Genomic DNA, 17851 nt, shown 5'->3' with positions numbered 1-17851 from the left:
TTTATTAAATAAGGTGCTTGTGATTTTATGTGCGCTAACTACAAACCAGTAACACTTGAACAATTGCAACAGCTTGAACTACCGCTTATTCCTTTTGATTATACTGATTAGGTTTATCCAAGTTATAAAACACCATTATTATTTAAATCTGAACATGGATTGGAGTGGCGAGAGGTATTATTTGGTTTAGTGCCGAAATGGGCAGAGGATATTAACAGCTCTAAACGTGCTTATAATGCTAGACATGAGACCATTTTTGAGAAACCAAGCTTTCAGGAGGCAGCTTATAAATGCAAGTTCGCTATAATTCCAGTCACTGAGTTTTATGAAAGTAAATATATTGAAAATAAACCACAACGATGGGGCGTACGGCGTAAAGATGGCAAAGCATTTTATATTGCAGCACTTTATGAAATTTGCAAAATCGAGAATGAAATTATTCGTTCCGCAGCGATGCTTACGATGGATGCAATAGACCATCCGATGATGAAAGAGTTGCATGAACCTGGGGATATCAAACGATCAGTCGTCATTATTCCACATGACCACCTTGATGATTGGCTGAGTTTAAAACAACCACATCAAATGATTCAATTTATGCAGGGATTTCCAGTAGAAGAGTTTGAATGTTCACATGTACCTAAGGCAAAAATAGCAAAACAAACACCTCAGTTAAATATGTTTGATCTTTTCTAAATAAAAAAGGTTTCTAACAAGAAACCTTTTTATATATTTGATTAATCAACGAGCAAGATTTTTAAACATATGTTTTAAAATTTCCATCGTCTTTTCGATTTGCAACGGCGTTAATCCATCAAATGATTGCTCTAAGATTACAGAAGTTAAATCATTAATTTTAGTGATCATTTCTGTACCCTTATCAGTAAGATAAACGCGGGTAATACGACCATCTTCTTTACATGAATAAGTTTCAATATATCCCTCATCTTTAAGGCGATATACGATCTTGGTCGTTGTAGACATTTTAGAAATCACCATGTCTGAAAGTTCAGAAACGCTTGCATGTGGCTTGACATTCAATGCAATTAAAATACGACGGCGAGAGTTGTCTAAACCATACTTCTTAAGTACGTTATCGATATTTTGAACGTACTGTGCATTTACTTGAGAAATCCAGAAATAAGGAAAGTCTTCTAAGTTAAATGTTTCTGATGTAGGTAAAAAACGCGCATATTTTTTAGGCATTAAGTTATTTCCTATGCTTGTTACACAGAGTTGTTAGATGCAACTCCGAGATTCCATGAAATGTCTACAATTTATACGCTAGAAAAATGATGAAATCTAATTTTTCTAACATTCCGTTTATAACAAATCTTCCTAAAAATGGTTGTATAACCATCTTTGCTTAAGATAGGGGTATCATCATGTAAACTACATAAAACTGTTATTAATGATGCTCTTACCTATCCATTTTACCCCAATTGTATTTCTACAGTGTTGCATTGTAGCTTATTTGTAGAACAAATGTATTGTAGAAAATAAATACAAATCATGACGTGACTTTTTTCTAAAAGATTCTGTCTAAAATGTCATATAATCGTGAAATTATTACATTTGTAAAATAAAATAATTAAAAAAACAAATTAAATACATATATTTGAATTTAAAATTTGGTTAAAAATTAAAATTCATAGTGCTGCTAAAAAAGTTGAATAAATACATTCTTTATCACATTTAATCACTATTAGTTAACTAATCTGCTTAAAAAGAATACAAATATAGTTTTATTATTTAATTTTATATTGTTAAAAAATAATTCATTGTAAAAAACTTCTACTTAGTTATGTCATTTATGGTTTATGTAAATAATTGTAAATTAAAAAGGCGCATCTAAATAGGATTGCAAATTTAGATGCGCAAAAGGGTAAAACTGTGAGTTTAGGGATTACATTCTCAATTCTTTTTCTAATACGGGCCATAATTTCTGATGTGATTTCTTGAACATCAGCATATGTCCAATTTGTTTGTAACCATATTGTTGTGGTTTCAATTCAATCAAATTGGTTTGAGCATTAGGATAAAGTCTGAGTAAATCTTTAACATTTGCCTGTGTTGCGATTTCATCATCACTTGCCCAAATTGATGTAATCTGACAGACAATCTCTTGGTGATAATCAGCAAAAATACTTTTACCAATTGCATTCATGACATAACCAGGTTGACTGCAAAATTCAGCCCATTGTTTTGCTACATTTTTAGGTAAATTTTCACCCATACCAATAAATTGTGTTGCGCCGTATCCTTTAATAGCACTGGATACTGGAAAAATGACATTAAACATTAATGGAGCAAGAAGTTTAGTTTTTCCTTTTAAGCCTTTTACATAACCCGTTGAACCAGCGATTGCGACAACTTTAGCAACTTTTTGATGGTCAGGATTGATTCCAAGTAATTGACCACCAGCACTATGTCCCAAAATAATCACTTGTTTAGCTTGAGCGCGATTCAAGAGGGTTTCGATGGCTGCTGGGATATCTAATAAACCCCAATCATTGATACTGGCATTCGAATTTTTAAGTGGCCCATGTAAAGATTGACCTATTCCTCTAAAGTCAAAACTTAAGATCTTATAGCCTTGTTGATTTAACCATTCAGCAAATGAGTGATAAAAACCTTTGGTAATACCTGTTGCTGGACAAATTAGAATCGGAAATGGTTTAGTGGCATCACTTGCTGGATAATACTGTGCTGCAAGTTGGTAACCATCTTTACAACTGATCCAAAATGATTCAAATGTAGTCATTTGAGTAATACTCTTGTCTAGACATATTTCCAGTCTATACAAGTTCTAAAAAGAAACTCGTTTAAAAAATGACTTAAAAGTCAAATTTTATGTAATATAGCTATTTTTGGAAAAACCATTTGGGGAAAAGGGAATGTTAATTTTAACGAGTGCAACCAAATTGGCGATCATTTTTAGTGGAATATTTCTTTGGGTAGGGATGCTAACTGGCGTTTGGAAGTATTATCAAATTAGAAATACAGAGCTTGCACGCGCACATTATTATGTCGATATTGCACATCGCAGTAGTTTGCTTTATGCCGCTGCAAGTTTAATCTTGGCTGCATTAAGTTATTTTACAAGTTTATCGGATAGTTTGAGTCTATTTTGCGTTGTGGCGAATTTATTCTTTTTCTCAATGTCGATTTTGGTCTATATCATTCATGGAATGTTAAAAGATACAACGAATCAGTTTAAGCAACCGCATAAGTTAGGGCAGTGGTCGATTCCAAGATGGTGTATGACATTTTTAATGTTGAATTTAATAATAGTCGAATTAGGTGCTACAGCAGTATTATTATTAGGAACAATCTTAAAATTTACTAGTTAGAAAAATGGATGATTACTCATCCATTTCTTATATTAAAAATTCTTTTGGCGCTCAGCACTTATCTGTCGAAACTTTCGATCAATAATCCCCCACGTACAAAAGGCTAAAGACACGATTAAAGCGTATGCAAAATATTCAGGTTTTAAGTTACCCTTAATAGTGCCTTGCAATAACAGCGTCGCCATTAAGGCAAATGTCGTAATTGCATATACGATGGAATCATTGGTCTTTAGAGTGTCAATGAAGACTTGCTTGTTGAAATGTAATGAGAACATCTCCATCCCTCCTTGAGTAGTGATGACAAAACCTAATCGTTTTTGTCAGAATTAATATTAAAGTTTTACTTTGATTTTTTCAGTATTTCAATAGCTAACTTGACTATTTTTTAAATAAATTCACGAATGTATTGATTTCTATGTAGATTGGATATTTTTTGGGTGTATTGAGGTTATTTTTATTATGAATAGTAGTGTGATTTTTTTACAATTTGAAAAAGTTGCTGAAAAAGATGTCTTTATTATTCAGTTCAAATACAGTGTGAATAATACGGGTAGCGGTAGATACAAATAAGCTAAAAAATAATTTGTCGTAAACAAAAAATGTAAGTTGGATAAAAGAACATTTTTTGTATAGCTAAAATTATGTTTGGGTAAAACATCATTTTAACGACAAATCATTTTAATTTTGAGAAGCAGTATTGCTAGAGAATCGATCTACAGCAATTGCGATAACGAGTACAACCAATGAAGGCAATAACCAAGCAAGGTTCTGTTCATTCAACGGTAAATTATTAATAAATTTAGGGAGTTGTTCAGAGAATCCAGCCGCTTTGAGTGCTTCGATAATGCCAAAAAGAAAAGCAACAGCAGTAACAGAGCTCACGACAGTTGAAGGTTTATTCCAATATTTCCAGAAGAAACTCATCATAATCACAACAATCGCTGGTGGATAAATTGCACTTAACACTGGAACAGAGAATGCAATTAGTTTTGTTAAACCCAAATTAGAAATTAATAATGAAAATCCAATTAAGATAAAAACTAATAATTTATACGGTAAGCCTGTTAATTCAGTGAAGTATTCTGCGCATGCACAGGTAAGGCCAATTGCAGTTACCGTACAGGCTAGAAAAATCAAACCAGCTAAAAACAACGAACCTAGATCACCGAAAGCGTGTTGTACATAAGCATGCAGAATCACAGCACCATTCGCCGCATTCGCAGCAACTTCATGGCTACCTAATCCAAGTTTAAATAGGCTGATATATACTAGTGTTAAACCTACGCCAGCAATTAAACTCGCGATAATCGCATATTTGGTGATTAGCTTTGAATCTGTCACTCCACGAGACTGAATCGCTTGAATAATTACAATACCGAAGACTAAAGCACCCAAAGTATCCATAGTTAAATAGCCGTTTACGAAGCCTTCAGAAACAGGACTAGTCACATACTTATGGATTGGTGGAGAAATATAGCCAGTAGGGATAAGGATTGCTGCAATACCAAGAACCGCTAGAGCAGCAATTTTTAAAGGAGCTAAGACGTGACCTACAGTATCTAACAATTTATTCGGATAAAGCGAGATCGCAGTGACAAGCGTAAAATAAATAACACTATAAATCATTAGGCTGCTATTTGATGTACCAAAATATGGAGCAAATCCTATTTCATAAGAAACAGTTGCAGTACGTGGTGTGGCAAATAATGGTCCAACAGACAAATAACAAACAATCGTGAGGAGTAGGCTAAAAAAGCGTCCAAGTGGTGAGCTGATAATCTCAATAGAGCCTTGCATACGAGACAAAGCCATAATGGTAATTACAGGTAGACCGACTGCGGTAATTAAGAATCCAAAAGCAGCGAGCCAAACATGCTCACCTGCTTGTTGTGCAACAATAGGGGGGAAGATAATATTGCCAGCACCGATGAAGAGTGCAAAGGTCATAAAACCAAGGGCAACAATATCTCCTGTACGAAGATGGTTCATAAAAGGGAGGTATAAAATAAAAGTGCGGATTCTAGAACAAAATTGTAGTCATTTGAAACTAATTTTATGTGAAAATTGGTTTATTTTTGTCTAAAAAGAACTGATTAAAATCATGTAATTAGCTCTGGTAAACTTAATTTATTGAAAAGATTTTAAAAGTAAAAAATATAGCCCTTTATACTTTTTTACTATGATGCTGATTGAAATTAAATGTAAAATAATAACAACCGTTCAATCTTAGAACGATTGAAGATTTCTGTACGACAGCGTACAACTGTTGAAATACGAGATGTAGTACAAAAATGAATCTGCATGTTGCATTAACCTATATTTAAATAAGGAAAATCTCGAATGAGAGCTTCTACTGTGACGATTAAATCTGAGCAAGATATTGAGAAATTACGTATCTCAGGACGTTTAGCGTCACAAGTATTAGAAATGATTAGTGATTATATTAAGCCTGGCGTTTCAACTGAATATTTAGACGATATTTGCAACGACTATATCGTAAATACTTTGCAGGTGATTCCAGCCAATGTGGGCTATCACGGTTTTACCAAGACGACATGTATCTCAGTCAATGAAGAGGTGTGTCATGCAATTCCTTCCGCGAAGAAAATTTTGCAAGAAGGCGATATATTAAATATTGATGTTGCTGTAATCAAAGATGGTTATTTTGGGGATACCAGCCGCATGTATTTTGTGGGTGAGCCTAGCCCAGAAGCCAAAAAACTGGTGGAAACAACTTATGAAGCCATGCTTGCAGGGATTCATACGGTCAAACCGGGTGCGACACTCGGTGATATTGGTTATGCAATTCAATCCGTTGCGCAACGTGAAGGTTATAGTATCGTCCGAGAATATTGCGGTCATGGTATTGGTCGTATCTATCATGAACAGCCAAATATTTTGCATTATGGTCAAAAAGGACAAGGCATGACTTTGAAAAAGGGCATGGTATTTACGATTGAACCGATGGTGAATGCTGGTAAACGACATGTGAAAGAACTGAATGACGGATGGACTGTGGTGACACAAGATAAGTCCTTATCAGCGCAATGGGAACATATGGTTGTTGTTACTGATGATGGTTTTGAGTTGTTAACGCCTTGGCCAAATGGAACAGGACACTATCCAGCGGTGTAATGTATTTTAAAAAGAGCTTGAATGATTCAAGCTCTTTTTTTATTCGGTGATTCTGTTAATTGTTCTACTAAATAATCGATAAAGACTCGTACAGCGGGTAATAGCCCTCTACGTGACGGATAAACGGCATGGAAAATACCATGTGGGGCAGTCCATTCAGGTAAAACTTTGACCAATTGCCCTGATTTTGTGAAATCTTGTGCAATACTATCTGGTAATAAAGCAATTCCACAATTTTGACTTGCCAATTCCGCGAGCATCAACAAATTCGAACCCATAATGACAGGATTTACTTTAATTTTCTTTTGTTGATTTTCAGGTCCAAATAATAAAAAGTGTTGATCTAGATGTTCTTCAGACATACTGATAATACGATGCTCAGATAATTGTTCTGGCGTTGTTAAATGACCGAATTCATTTAAATAAGCTTGACTAGCAAATAGACGTTGCTCAATTGCTGTAAACTGACGCAAAACTAAATTAGGGTCATCGTCTAGCTTAGAGCGAACACGTAAGGCGAGATCAACGCCTTCGTTGATTACATCAATTCTGCGATTGCTTACCATCATTTGAACCCGAACTTCAGGGTACTTCTTTAAAAAGCTCGGTAATATTTTCGCCATTTGATTTTGTGCAATATCAACAGGAACACTGACTTTAATTACACCACGAGGTTCGCTGCTTAAGTGATTGACAACATCATGTGCAGCTTGAGCAGCATTCATCATCACTTGAGCGTGACGATAAACATCCATACCAATATCAGTAACGGCAAAGTGTCGTGAACTACGTTGAATTAAGCGTACACCCAGCTGTTCTTCGAGATTGTAAACTCTGCGACTTAATTTGGATTTAGGAATATCAGTTGCTCTTTCAGCCGCACTAAAACCACCATGTTCGACAACAAGGGCAAAGCAATAAAAATCATCTAAATCCGTTAGCATTACGCTATAAACTCCAGCTTTGTGATTAGGGTGAATCATTATAAAAGAGATTATTAAACATTTTGGAATAATAAATCTCGAATCTTTTGGTATTCTTTCAAACGCTCAAAATCTTTGACTGTTGGTGATTGAATCCGAGATAAGTCCATATTGTCATTGATATCTGCTAATTTAACAACATGTGCGATTGGGTTTTGTCGCGCTCGTTGAGCTGCTTCTACACGAGTTTCTCCTTGTTTTTTAGTGAGTGCGACGATTGAGTCAATGATATGCGGTTGAAAACCGAATTGGTATAAATCGTCAATCGTTGTTTCTGTATCTTCTAAAATATCATGTAAAACGGCCACAATTTTATGTTCAATTGTAGGAACATTTAACATGACTCTTAATGGATGTAATATATAAGGGGCATTTGCTTTATCTACCTGTCCTTCATGTTGTTTTGCAGCTAATGAAATCGCTTGTTCAAGTGTTGCCATAATTTAAATCCCTGTTATTCGAATGGATTCACAGATCGTATTCTTTTAAACTAAATCCAAATTTTCTATGCTTTAAAATTATGTCATACCAACTTATAAACGTTATCGATGCGACTCAAAACATTGCATGTCCATATTGTCATCAAGCTGTTTTAGATTGGGAACAGGAACAGTATATTCAGCCGTGTGAGCATACATTATTCATGGCGATGGATTTAGGTTTTGAATTTATTGCTGATCGCTTTGAAGAAGTTCTACCACAGTCGGTTGATGAAATTCATGAAGATCCAAGTATGAATATTTTTGCGAGTGTGACTCAGGTGGATTATCCTGATTTACAAATCTATAAAGCAGATTTGGGGGTGGAAGGTATGTTTCGCTATGTGGGTTTTAGTCAAAGCTAAAATCATTCCAATAAAAAAGCCAATCATTTGATTGGCTTTCATTTTTTAGCTTATGCTTCAGGAGCAGGGCTATACTGTTCAACTAATGGCTTTAACTCACCATTTTGGAACATTTCAAGCATGATATCGCTACCACCAATGAGCTCGCCGTTTACCCATAATTGTGGGAAAGTAGGCCAGTTAGCAATTTGAGGTAATGTTGTACGAATATCTTGATTTTCCAAGATATTTACATAGGCAAATGGGCGACCAATTTGGCTAAGTGCTTCAACTGCACGCGCAGAAAAACCACATTGCGGAAATTGTGGAGTGCCTTTCATGTAAAGTAAAACAGGGTGTTTCGCAATTTGATCACGAATTAACGCTACTGTATCACGCGCTTGTTCCGTCATAGATAGATCCTCAACTAATCTTCGTAAATTATATACTGAAAAACACTTTTGCGGCTATTGCTAAAGATTTTTCTTATATAAATGTAAGTTTGAGCTTTCAATCTACTCAAGTTTTTGCTTATATAACTTTTTTTCACCACAACTAATGATAGATTGAGTTTGTTATGACTAATATCACTCTTGCTCCTGTGCAACCTGATCAACCATCACATCTTATGGCAACTTATGGTCGCCAAGCGATCAGCTTTGTACGAGGACGAGGGGCGTATTTATATACAGCGGATGGTGCGGAATATTTGGATGCCTTAACAGGTATTGCTGTTTGTGGTTTAGGGCATGCACACCCAGTGATTGCGGAAGCGATTGCTGAGCAAGCTGCAACTTTAGTGCATACCAGTAACTTATTCGAAATTCCTTGGCAAACTGCTGCAGCTCAAAAACTTGCACAAGTTTCTGGAATGCAAGAAATTTTCTTCTCAAACAGTGGCGCTGAGTCAAATGAAGGTGCGATCAAAATTGCACGTAAATTTGGTTCTAAACAAGGCATTAGTAATCCTAAAATTATTGTTGCTGAACAATCTTTTCACGGTCGTACTTTGGCGACCTTATCTGCGACAGGCAATAAAAAAGTTCAAGAAGGTTTTGCGCCTTTGGTTGAAGGCTTTATTCGTGTGCCATTTGGTGATGTTGAAGCGATTCAAGAGGCAGCTATCAATCATCCAGATATCGTTGCAATCCTGATTGAACCAATTCAAGGTGAAGGTGGTGTCAATACAGCACCACAGGGTTTTAGTTACCTTGAGGAAGTTCGTGCTTTATGTAATCAGCATAATTGGTTAATGATGCTTGATGAAATTCAAACAGGGAATGGACGTACCGGTAAATACTTTGCTTATCAACATACCAATATTATTCCTGACGTTATGACCACAGCGAAAGGTTTAGGAAATGGTTTCCCTGTTGGTGCTGTGATGACACAGGGTAAAGCAGTAGGCTTGCTTGGTGCAGGCAGCCATGGTTCAACATATGGCGGTACAGTACTTGGCTCACGTGTGGTTTACACTGTACTTGATACGCTTGAAAATGAAAAAGCCGTTGAAAATGCAGCCGTAGTTGGAGCCTATATTGTTGATCAACTACGAGCTCAACTGATTGATCAAAATGTACAGGTGCGTGGCTTTGGTATGATGATTGGTATTCAGTTACCAAAAGATTGTGCTGAACTAGTTGCTATTGCACGAGATGAATATAAGTTGATTATTAATGTAACGGCAGGTTCAGTGGTACGTTTATTGCCACCATTAAACATGACTCAAGCTCAAGCTGATGAATTGTTGAAGCGTCTTGTACCTGCAATTCAAGGCTTCTTAGCAGCCTAATGACGTATTAATCATGCAATAAAAAAAGGGCAATTTGAATTGCCCTTTTTTTGCGGCGATTAGCCTGAAATATATTGTTGAAGTTGTTCGATAAGAATGCGTTGATCTTCCATTGCAGCTTTGACTAAGTCACCAATTGAAATAAAGCCAACAAGTTTTTCTTTATCTAAAACAGGTAAGTGACGCAAATGGCGATCGGTCATTAATTGCAAGCATTCTTCAACTGTATTGTTTAAACCAACGGTGATGACTTTAGATGTCATAATATCTGACACAGGTGTTGTATTTGATGAACGCTCCATCAACGTCACTTTACGTGTGTAGTCACGTTCAGAGAAAATACCAACTAGCTTTTCATCTTCTGCAACGACTAAAGCTCCCACGCCTTTATCTGCCATAATTTTGATTGCTTCAAGTACAGTCGCATTTGGCGAAATTGTAAAAATTGATTGTACAGCTTTATTTTTGATGACTTGGGCAACGATTGTCATTGTTTATCTACCTCTGTTGTATTGTCATTTTCATTTAACTTAACGGTATTTTTTTTAATTGCAAAGCCCTAAATGCGCAACAATGATAACTTTCTCATGTGAATGTCTAAAAAGTCATCATGATTGGTGGGCAAATTTATTACGCCATAACTGGTTCTGGCATAAAAAAGAAATGCTGCATTTGTTGTGTCGAAAGTTTGAATTTGCGATGCGAAGAATTAAATAGAGCAGGCTCTACTTGTAAACGCGTTAAGGTTGGTAAGAGTGATTCATGAAAATCTTTTGGTGTAATTTTACGTGGTTTATAATTTTTCCAATTTGATTTTGCATAACGGTGTGCTTGTACGCCATTCAACCAAAATGGGAATACATGACCATCGTGATCGGACTTGATTGCCCAACCTTGATGATATAAACCCCAAAGTACGCCACAATACATCATTGTTTTTAGAATTGAAATTTTAATCATCAACTCACGTGATACTGGTTGGAAATTATTAAAACGATACATGTTCGTAAACTAATTTTATTTAAACTCATGTTTAATTATAAGAAATTTATATGGCATTTATGTTTAAACAATTGATCTAAATCGTAAGCAAATATTCTTTTGAGTCAAAATATCATCTTGATTATTCAATCTTTGCATCAGATAAAAGCAATTCAGAAAGACTCTAGAAATATTTTTTATTAAAGTTAACACTACCTGAGAAAATCAAAGCTTTGATGCGGCGCAAGTTAGATCGTGTCAGGGCGTGATGTTGTATGTTTTAAGAAGGTATTAAAAAACGCCACCTGAGTGACGTTTTCTTATGCTTGCATTGTTGCTAACTTTTGCCAATATTGAGCTTTCAAAGAATCACGTTCTACTCGAAAACCTTGATAATACAGTTCCGCTAAAAATAATGCTGCTTTACCGTGACCTGCTTGAGCCACTTGTTCAAGCTCTTTCACTGCATCTAGAAAGTTTTTTTGCGATTGAATTGTATTCACCGCATTTGCATACACATGTTCTAGTTCATGTTGTGTAAAATGTTGAATCATATATAACTCCTTATTCTAATTATGATTACTTCAAATTCTATTCAAAGATACTTTACTTTGAATTTAAGTCACTATAACTCTGAATTATGAAGTTATTATGACAAGATTACTTGAATTGTCAAATATATTGCGTGTCATTATGTTATTTGTAAGCTTACACGATTAAACAGTTTTGCCAAATATTTTTAAGTAAAATCAAAGTGAAAATAATAGAAATAGATAAGGAGAAGAATATGTCAAATGTAATTGATGGTTTCAATTTCGATGTGCCACCAGCAGAAAGCCAAATTATTGCTTTAGCTCATCATCATCGTAAATTACTCGATGAGGCAATCTTTCATCAGGAGATTCACTTAGGTGACTATTGTTTAGCACAGCGCAAAAGGGTTTACGATTTCGCAAGTCATTTAAGCCCTGAACAAAAAGATAGGTTTTATGATATTTACAATGGCGAGTTGAAACGTATTGCTGATGATGATGATTTACATCCAGCTGATGCTGAAAGTGGTGTAGGGATGTTTGCTATATTTTTGACACTTGTGATTATTGCATTCATTTTATATTTCGCCTTTGTCCGTTCGCTTATGAGTTGATTAATACCATATGAGCGTTCAATAAACTTACTGGCGGTGAATTATTGAACGCTACACTTGTCCTAAGCGAGCTAGACACATACACTACATCTAATTCGAGGTAGATTATGCTGTCTATAATTTCTAAACATAAAGTTTTACAATCCAAATTGGGGTTGAAAATTGACCAATTTTATAATGCTTTGGTCAGTATCATTATTTTGTCTATTTTTATCCTTGCATTTTATGCATTGAAACGTCCTGTTAATCCTTTGCAATATCAACAAGTGCTTCAGTTTTCACAGCAGGCCAGTCATCCTAAAACACAACAAATGGCAGTACATATACTGGAAAATTCTCAGATTCGCCGTGAAGATTATTTAAAGCTTTTGAACGCTTATCAATTTGAATCTAGTCGAATCAGAGAGTACCCAGCGATGGCACAAGAAGATGAATAAGTTTTAATCGACTCATTTCTATTTATAAATGAACAGTTTGCCTTAGTCAGGAAAAAGAAATCAATTTGTGCTAGACTGACCATCTTTTAAAAAAGCTGCTTTTTTTCTCAAGGAATCGACATGCAACAGCAATCGAATATGCAAAATAAATTCTTGATAAATGCCGATATCGGAGATGACGATGTCACATTACCAAGTTTACCTGCTGTTGATGTTCCCATTATTGAGCCAGTAGCTAAAAATACTGTTGAAACGCCATCACCTGTAGTTGTGGAAGAAACATCTGTTCCTGCTGTTACAGAAGAAGCCAAGTCAACGGGTTTCTTTGGTCGTATGAAGGATGGTTTGACTAAAACGCGTCGTAGTTTTACGGATGGTATGGTCAATATCTTAATTGGTGGCAAAGAAATTGATGATGAGTTATTAGAAGAAGTTGAAGAACAGTTACTCATCGCCGACATTGGTGTCGATGCGACCAAAACTATTATCGCGAATCTTACTGAAAGAACTGCGCGTGGAGATCTAATTTATTCGCATGCACTCTACAAAGCATTACAAGAAGAGTTGGTTGCATTACTTGCGCCACGTGTAAAACCATTACATATCGATCCAAATAAATCGCCTTATGTGATTTTAATGGTGGGTGTAAATGGCGTAGGTAAAACGACGACTATTGGTAAATTAGCTAAACGTTTACAAGGTGAAGGTAAGAAAGTCATGCTTGCGGCGGGTGATACTTTCCGTGCTGCAGCGACTGAGCAACTACAAATTTGGGGTGAACGTAACGATATTCCAGTTGTCGCTCAGGGGCACGGTGCTGATAGTGCGTCGGTTATCTTTGATGCTTTTGAAAGTGCGCGTGCAAAGGGTATTGATGTTCTTATCGCAGATACAGCAGGTCGTTTGCAAAATAAAGCAAACTTGATGGAAGAACTTAAAAAAGTTAAACGTGTGATGCAGAAGATTGATGCAACTGCGCCACATGAAATCATGTTGATTGTAGATGCAGGCACAGGTCAAAATGCGATTAATCAAGTACAACTGTTTGATGAAGCTGTTGGCTTAACAGGTATTACGATTACTAAACTTGATGGCACAGCAAAAGGCGGTGTGTTATTTAATATTGCGAGCCGTACCCATGTACCAATTCGTTATATTGGTGTCGGTGAAAAGATTGATGATTTACGCCCATTCTCAGCAAAATCATTTGTTGCGGCATTATTTGAAACTGATAAGTAATTAGTTTATGTTAAAAGGACTCCACACAATGTGGAGTTTTTTTATATTTCACAAATAGCATTGTTTCAAAAATAAAACGATCTGTCATATTTTTTAGACTATTCCTAAAAAATGTATCGTTATACACTACATTCAATTCAAGATAACGCCTTAAAGGTATAGTAGGAATAACAACATGAGTAACTTTCTAAATAGCATTAAATCACGTCGTACTATTTATGCAATTGGTAAAAATCTTACAGTTGACCAAGCAACGATTGAAGAAACAATTCGCGAAGCAGTAAAACAAAGCCCATCATCATTCAACTCACAAACTTCACGTGTTGTAACTTTATATGGTGAATCACACCATAAATTTTGGGAAATTGTTCGCGAAACTTTACGAAAAATGGTTCCAGCAGAAGCATTTGCAAATACTAGTGCGAAAATTGATAGTTTCTCAGCAGGTTTTGGTACAGCGTTATTTTATGAAGATCAAGATGTTGTAAAAGGTTTACAAGAGCAATTCGCACTGTATGCGGATAACTTCCCAGTTTGGTCTGAACATTCAAGTGCGATTGCCCAGTTCGCAACATGGACTGCATTATCTGAAATTGGTGTTGGTGCATCATTACAGCACTATAATCCAATCGTGGATGCCGAAGTGGCTGAAACTTTTGATATTCCATCAAACTGGAAATTACGTGCCCAGTTAGTATTCGGTTCTATTGAAGCGGCTGCTGGTGAAAAAACCTATATGGATGATGCTGCACGTTTCAAAACTTTTAACTAAGTAAATATACGTATCACTAAAAAGAGCACTCAATGTGCTCTTTTTTTATTTAAGGTTTGTATTCGCCAAAAGAACTATGGCGCTTAGCATTAAAACTAATGTATATATCTTAAAAAAGGCAAATTGTTGGAATAGACAGTTTTGTTTTATGTCATAAAATGGTCATAATCGCAGAGCATAGTGCTTACGATTTAATAAATTGTTTATATCGAGAAGAGTCTAATGTCTTTAAGAGTTGGTGTTGCTGCTTTCGGGTTATTGTTAAGTAGTTCAGTTTTTTCAGCAGTCACAATCACTGCACCTGAAGAAATCGTGATTCTTGCGGTAAATGGTCAAGAAGTAAATAATGGTTTAATTCCTTCTAAGAAAAATAACTATCAAGTTGATGCTGGAAATCTAACAGTCAATGTGCGTTATCGTGAATATTTTGATCATTTAAATGGTGAGCATGATATTGTTAAATCAGGTGTTGTAACAATTCAAGCAACGGATCTGAAAGACAATCAAGCGTATAATTTAGCGTTGATAAATGCTCCAAAGAACTTTAGTGAAGCAAAAAAATATGCTGAACAACCAACTGTTGCTTTATATGATCAAAGCAAGCAGCTTGTTGTGCAGCAAACAGGTGCTAACAATGAAGTACAGCCTTGGTTTACAGGTAGTAGTTTACTTGGGCGTACGCTAGATCTAACGCAAAAAAATAAGAACAATACCGTGAATCAACCTGCACCTGTTTATGCAGAAGGGACAGCAAATGCCGCTTCTGTTGCAATAACGACAACAACGGTATCGGGTGCTGTAAAAACAACGGATCAACAATTAGCAGAATTGTGGCAAAAAGCATCGAAAGCTGAGCGTCAAAAATTTATGGCGTGGTTAGCTGGTCAAACCAACTAATTAACTCGCCCATTTTAAAAAACCGATGTTATCATCGGTTTTTTATTGAATGTATAAAATAGAAATGTCTTTAAACATTAAAAATGCAAAAATTGATGATGTAGCGCAATTGGTTAAATTAATTAATTTGGCTTATCGGGCTCAGTCTGGTCGAAGTTGGACGACAGAAAAAGCATTTGTAGATGGAACACGTATTACCAAAGAGCAACTAAATATAGAGCTAAATCAATCAAATTTTGAATTACTTGTTGGTGAAAATGAACAAGGTTCTTTGGTTGGTTGCATTGGATTAAGTTTGAATGATGATTATATCGAGATAGGTACTTTTGCGATTGATCCAACAATTCAAAATTTAGGTTATGGCAGAGAAATGCTTAACTATGTTGAAACTTATATTACTCAGAACTATTAGAGTGTTCGACGCTTAATCATGTATGTTCTAGATGTTCGTACTGAGTTGATGGCATATTATCAACGTCGCGGTTACCAAATAACGGGACGGAAAAGTGAATATCCAATTGAGGCTGAAGTAGGGCAACCCATCGTACCTATTCAACTAATTGAAATGAGAAAAATCTTGAGTATATAAAAGAGCCATGATTGCAACAATCAAGGCTCTATCGACAACGGTTTAAGTTTGGTTTTCAGTGAGAGGGTTCTTGGTCAACTTTCTGTGTAGACCAAATTGAACCAATTGGTGCGGCTTGCGCACGATCTCTAGCTTGTTGATAAAAACGTATAAATATTAAAGTAAATATCAAAGCTGTGATATCAATCCAAATCAAATGACCTGTTGAATAGCAAAGTCCTTGGATTGGAAACACATAGGCAAGCATAGAAGTCGCAGGAATCAGCAATAAAACCAGTGCAATAGCTAAGAACAGTTGAGCTAAAGCTTTTGCTGCACCAACAATAAAGCTGTATGAAATACAAGCAATAAATACTAAATAGTAGCTATACATAAATACATGGTTATGACTTTGTAATTGCAATGGCATGACATAGACCCATCGACCAATCAACATACTGGTAAATATTGCTAACATACAACCTAAGCAAGCACCTATGGTCAGATTGGCAATAAACATGACATCTTTACGCTGTTGCGGTGCTAGTAGGTTGGGATTCTTCTGTTTACGCAGGCGAGTTTCAATCCACAGAATATTGCCTGAATAGAACAGATAAGCGCCACCTAAGCCAAAAATCAAATAGATCCAGCGAATTGGCTCACCACCATAATTACCAAAGTGTAAGGCAAACATTGAACGGATCAGAGATGCTGCTGAACTTTCTTCAGTTGATAGGGTCTTGGTTGGATAAGGTGTGCTTTGATACGGATTGAATGACATATAGTCGAAAGTATCGCCACGAAGCATACGATCAGGATGATATAAAGCAACAAAGGCAGATGCACGTTCAGGATTATCAAGTTGGTTAAAACGAATGCCATCAATACGATAATCTGGTGCTGCTTTTTGAATATTGAGGAAAATTTTTTCTACATCGAGTTGCGGGTTTGGCTCTACAATCTTAACGGCTGGTGGACGTTCAAATAATGGCTTATCTTTCGAAACCAGCTGGGTGAGTGTGCCATAAAAAATATCATGAAAAGCAAAAACGACGACACTAACGCTAATAATGATATGAAAAGGCAAGCTGGTAATGCCAATGACGTTATGCGTATCTAACCAAAAGCGTTTCTTGTTTTTACCTTTGCGCACAGCAAAATAATCACTGATCAGCGTGGGGAGTAACACGATTAAACCCGACATTATGGCAAGAAAGTATAAAACTGCCACAACGCCCATCACCATTATACCTGCGGTATGGTGTCCCATCATGCCAGGGATACCCGCAGTTTCATGCAGTTGTTCAATCAGCCAACCTAATTTAGATACATTTTCTTCTTTGGCAATCAGTTGTCCATTGTTATCGAGTGTTGCTATCATGCTTGTTTGAGCAATATCAACGCCATGATGATCTTCAGCTTCTTCATGTGCTGCCTCCCATTGGATGGGTGCATTATGTCCTTCTGGCCAGTTAAAGCTTAAAGTGAATGCCTTTTGTGTTTCGGGAAACTTAGCCTGAACTTGTTCGACCAATTGGTTGTATTGGTTGGTTTGAATTTTTGCTAACTTTTGCTGAGGTGGCGCTGCCCATTGACTAAGTTGATGTTGAAACATCGTTAGCCCACCAGCAAAAAAACAGATAAATAATAAAATACCTGCGCTTATGCCAACCCATGTATGGAGGTTTTTGCCTGTTTTAATAATATCCGCACGAATTTTCATT

The 17851-nt window shown here is 36.1% G+C and carries 20 protein-coding genes and 2 pseudogenes; 11 read left to right on the top strand and 11 right to left on the bottom strand.

The window, feature by feature from the left end; all coding sequences use genetic code 11:
* Positions 1 to 27: 27 nt before the first annotated feature.
* A pseudogene (locus O1450_RS08520) lies at positions 28 to 696 on the top strand (SOS response-associated peptidase).
* Between the two features lie 45 nt (positions 697 to 741).
* Here O1450_RS08520 and O1450_RS08515 read toward each other — a convergent pair.
* The gene (locus tag O1450_RS08515; protein ID WP_004662340.1) at positions 742 to 1206 is read right to left on the bottom strand and encodes a MarR family winged helix-turn-helix transcriptional regulator; all 465 of its coding nucleotides are present in this window, start codon (positions 1204 to 1206) and stop codon (positions 742 to 744) included.
* Positions 1207 to 1906: 700 nt separating this feature from the next.
* Complete coding sequence (locus tag O1450_RS08510; RefSeq protein ID WP_269228088.1) at positions 1907 to 2764, bottom strand: alpha/beta hydrolase family protein; 858 nt, start codon at positions 2762 to 2764, stop codon at positions 1907 to 1909.
* Between the two features lie 133 nt (positions 2765 to 2897).
* Here O1450_RS08510 and O1450_RS08505 point away from each other — a divergent pair, with 133 nt between their 5' ends.
* Positions 2898 to 3353, top strand: a complete 456-nt coding sequence (locus O1450_RS08505; RefSeq protein WP_005216430.1) for a hypothetical protein — start codon at positions 2898 to 2900, stop codon at positions 3351 to 3353.
* Between the two features lie 32 nt (positions 3354 to 3385).
* On the opposite strand, the gene O1450_RS08500 is transcribed toward O1450_RS08505, so the two are convergent.
* Complete coding sequence (locus O1450_RS08500) at positions 3386 to 3628, bottom strand: hypothetical protein (protein ID WP_005159983.1); 243 nt, start codon at positions 3626 to 3628, stop codon at positions 3386 to 3388.
* A gap of 403 nt (positions 3629 to 4031) precedes the next feature.
* Positions 4032 to 5342 (bottom strand): branched-chain amino acid transport system II carrier protein, encoded by a 1311-nt coding sequence (brnQ, locus tag O1450_RS08495; RefSeq protein WP_269228087.1) that lies wholly within the window; start codon positions 5340 to 5342, stop codon positions 4032 to 4034.
* 351 nt (positions 5343 to 5693) lie between these two features.
* Between brnQ and map the strand changes: the two genes are divergently transcribed.
* Positions 5694 to 6488 (top strand): type I methionyl aminopeptidase, encoded by a 795-nt coding sequence (map, locus tag O1450_RS08490; protein ID WP_269228086.1) that lies wholly within the window; start codon positions 5694 to 5696, stop codon positions 6486 to 6488.
* 26 nt (positions 6489 to 6514) lie between these two features.
* On the opposite strand, the gene O1450_RS08485 is transcribed toward map, so the two are convergent.
* Together O1450_RS08485 and O1450_RS08480 are read right to left on the bottom strand one after the other, a co-directional pair.
* Entirely contained in the window at positions 6515 to 7432 is a 918-nt protein-coding gene (locus O1450_RS08485) for a LysR family transcriptional regulator (protein WP_005216426.1), read from the bottom strand.
* A gap of 53 nt (positions 7433 to 7485) precedes the next feature.
* On the bottom strand, positions 7486 to 7911 hold the full coding sequence (locus tag O1450_RS08480; protein WP_269228085.1) for a guanosine-3',5'-bis(diphosphate) 3'-pyrophosphohydrolase: 426 nt from the start codon (positions 7909 to 7911) through the stop codon (positions 7486 to 7488).
* Between the two features lie 80 nt (positions 7912 to 7991).
* Here O1450_RS08480 and O1450_RS08475 point away from each other — a divergent pair, with 80 nt between their 5' ends.
* Positions 7992 to 8315, top strand: coding sequence for a hypothetical protein (locus tag O1450_RS08475; RefSeq protein ID WP_269228084.1), 324 nt, complete (start codon positions 7992 to 7994; stop codon positions 8313 to 8315).
* Positions 8316 to 8365: 50 nt separating this feature from the next.
* On the opposite strand, the gene grxD is transcribed toward O1450_RS08475, so the two are convergent.
* Entirely contained in the window at positions 8366 to 8707 is a 342-nt protein-coding gene (gene grxD / locus O1450_RS08470; RefSeq protein ID WP_004662328.1) for a Grx4 family monothiol glutaredoxin, read from the bottom strand.
* 164 nt (positions 8708 to 8871) lie between these two features.
* Here grxD and O1450_RS08465 point away from each other — a divergent pair, with 164 nt between their 5' ends.
* On the top strand, positions 8872 to 10086 hold the full coding sequence (locus O1450_RS08465) for an aspartate aminotransferase family protein (protein WP_269228083.1): 1215 nt from the start codon (positions 8872 to 8874) through the stop codon (positions 10084 to 10086).
* A gap of 59 nt (positions 10087 to 10145) precedes the next feature.
* Here O1450_RS08465 and O1450_RS08460 read toward each other — a convergent pair whose 3' ends face one another.
* The 3 genes from O1450_RS08460 to O1450_RS08450 form a co-directional block, all read right to left on the bottom strand.
* Positions 10146 to 10577 carry a CBS domain-containing protein gene (locus O1450_RS08460; protein WP_269228082.1) on the bottom strand — a complete coding sequence of 144 codons (432 nt, stop codon included), beginning with the start codon at positions 10575 to 10577 and terminating at the stop codon, positions 10146 to 10148.
* A gap of 139 nt (positions 10578 to 10716) precedes the next feature.
* Positions 10717 to 11088, bottom strand: coding sequence for a DUF2750 domain-containing protein (locus tag O1450_RS08455; RefSeq protein WP_004662322.1), 372 nt, complete (start codon positions 11086 to 11088; stop codon positions 10717 to 10719).
* Between the two features lie 299 nt (positions 11089 to 11387).
* Positions 11388 to 11621, bottom strand: a complete 234-nt coding sequence (locus O1450_RS08450; protein WP_004662320.1) for a hypothetical protein — start codon at positions 11619 to 11621, stop codon at positions 11388 to 11390.
* 233 nt (positions 11622 to 11854) lie between these two features.
* Between O1450_RS08450 and O1450_RS08445 the strand changes: the two genes are divergently transcribed.
* The 6 genes and pseudogenes from O1450_RS08445 (at position 11855) to O1450_RS08420 (ending at position 16148) form a co-directional block, all read left to right on the top strand.
* Positions 11855 to 12214 carry a hypothetical protein gene (locus O1450_RS08445; RefSeq protein WP_269228081.1) on the top strand — a complete coding sequence of 120 codons (360 nt, stop codon included), beginning with the start codon at positions 11855 to 11857 and terminating at the stop codon, positions 12212 to 12214.
* Positions 12215 to 12321: 107 nt separating this feature from the next.
* Positions 12322 to 12651: a hypothetical protein gene (locus tag O1450_RS08440; RefSeq protein WP_269228080.1), complete on the top strand. Its 330-nt coding sequence runs from the start codon at positions 12322 to 12324 to the stop codon at positions 12649 to 12651.
* A gap of 120 nt (positions 12652 to 12771) precedes the next feature.
* A complete protein-coding gene (ftsY, locus tag O1450_RS08435) occupies positions 12772 to 13890 on the top strand; it encodes a signal recognition particle-docking protein FtsY (protein ID WP_269228079.1) in 1119 nt (372 codons plus the stop codon).
* 175 nt (positions 13891 to 14065) lie between these two features.
* Positions 14066 to 14662, top strand: a complete 597-nt coding sequence (locus O1450_RS08430) for a nitroreductase family protein (RefSeq protein WP_004662314.1) — start codon at positions 14066 to 14068, stop codon at positions 14660 to 14662.
* A gap of 222 nt (positions 14663 to 14884) precedes the next feature.
* A complete protein-coding gene (locus O1450_RS08425) occupies positions 14885 to 15559 on the top strand; it encodes a YccT family protein (RefSeq protein ID WP_269228078.1) in 675 nt (224 codons plus the stop codon).
* A 64-nt stretch (positions 15560 to 15623) separates the two neighbouring features.
* Positions 15624 to 16148: pseudogene (locus tag O1450_RS08420) on the top strand (GNAT family N-acetyltransferase).
* 55 nt (positions 16149 to 16203) lie between these two features.
* Here the strand turns inward: O1450_RS08420 and O1450_RS08415 are convergent.
* Positions 16204 to 17850 (bottom strand): PepSY-associated TM helix domain-containing protein, encoded by a 1647-nt coding sequence (locus O1450_RS08415; RefSeq protein WP_269228077.1) that lies wholly within the window; start codon positions 17848 to 17850, stop codon positions 16204 to 16206.
* Between the last annotated feature and the right edge of the window lies 1 nt (position 17851).

It is taken from the genome of Acinetobacter sp. TR11 (assembly GCF_027105035.1).
GTDB lineage: Bacteria > Pseudomonadota > Gammaproteobacteria > Pseudomonadales > Moraxellaceae > Acinetobacter.
Note: the sequence above shows the minus strand (reverse complement) of the source record. Positions and strands in the feature narration are given on the sequence as shown.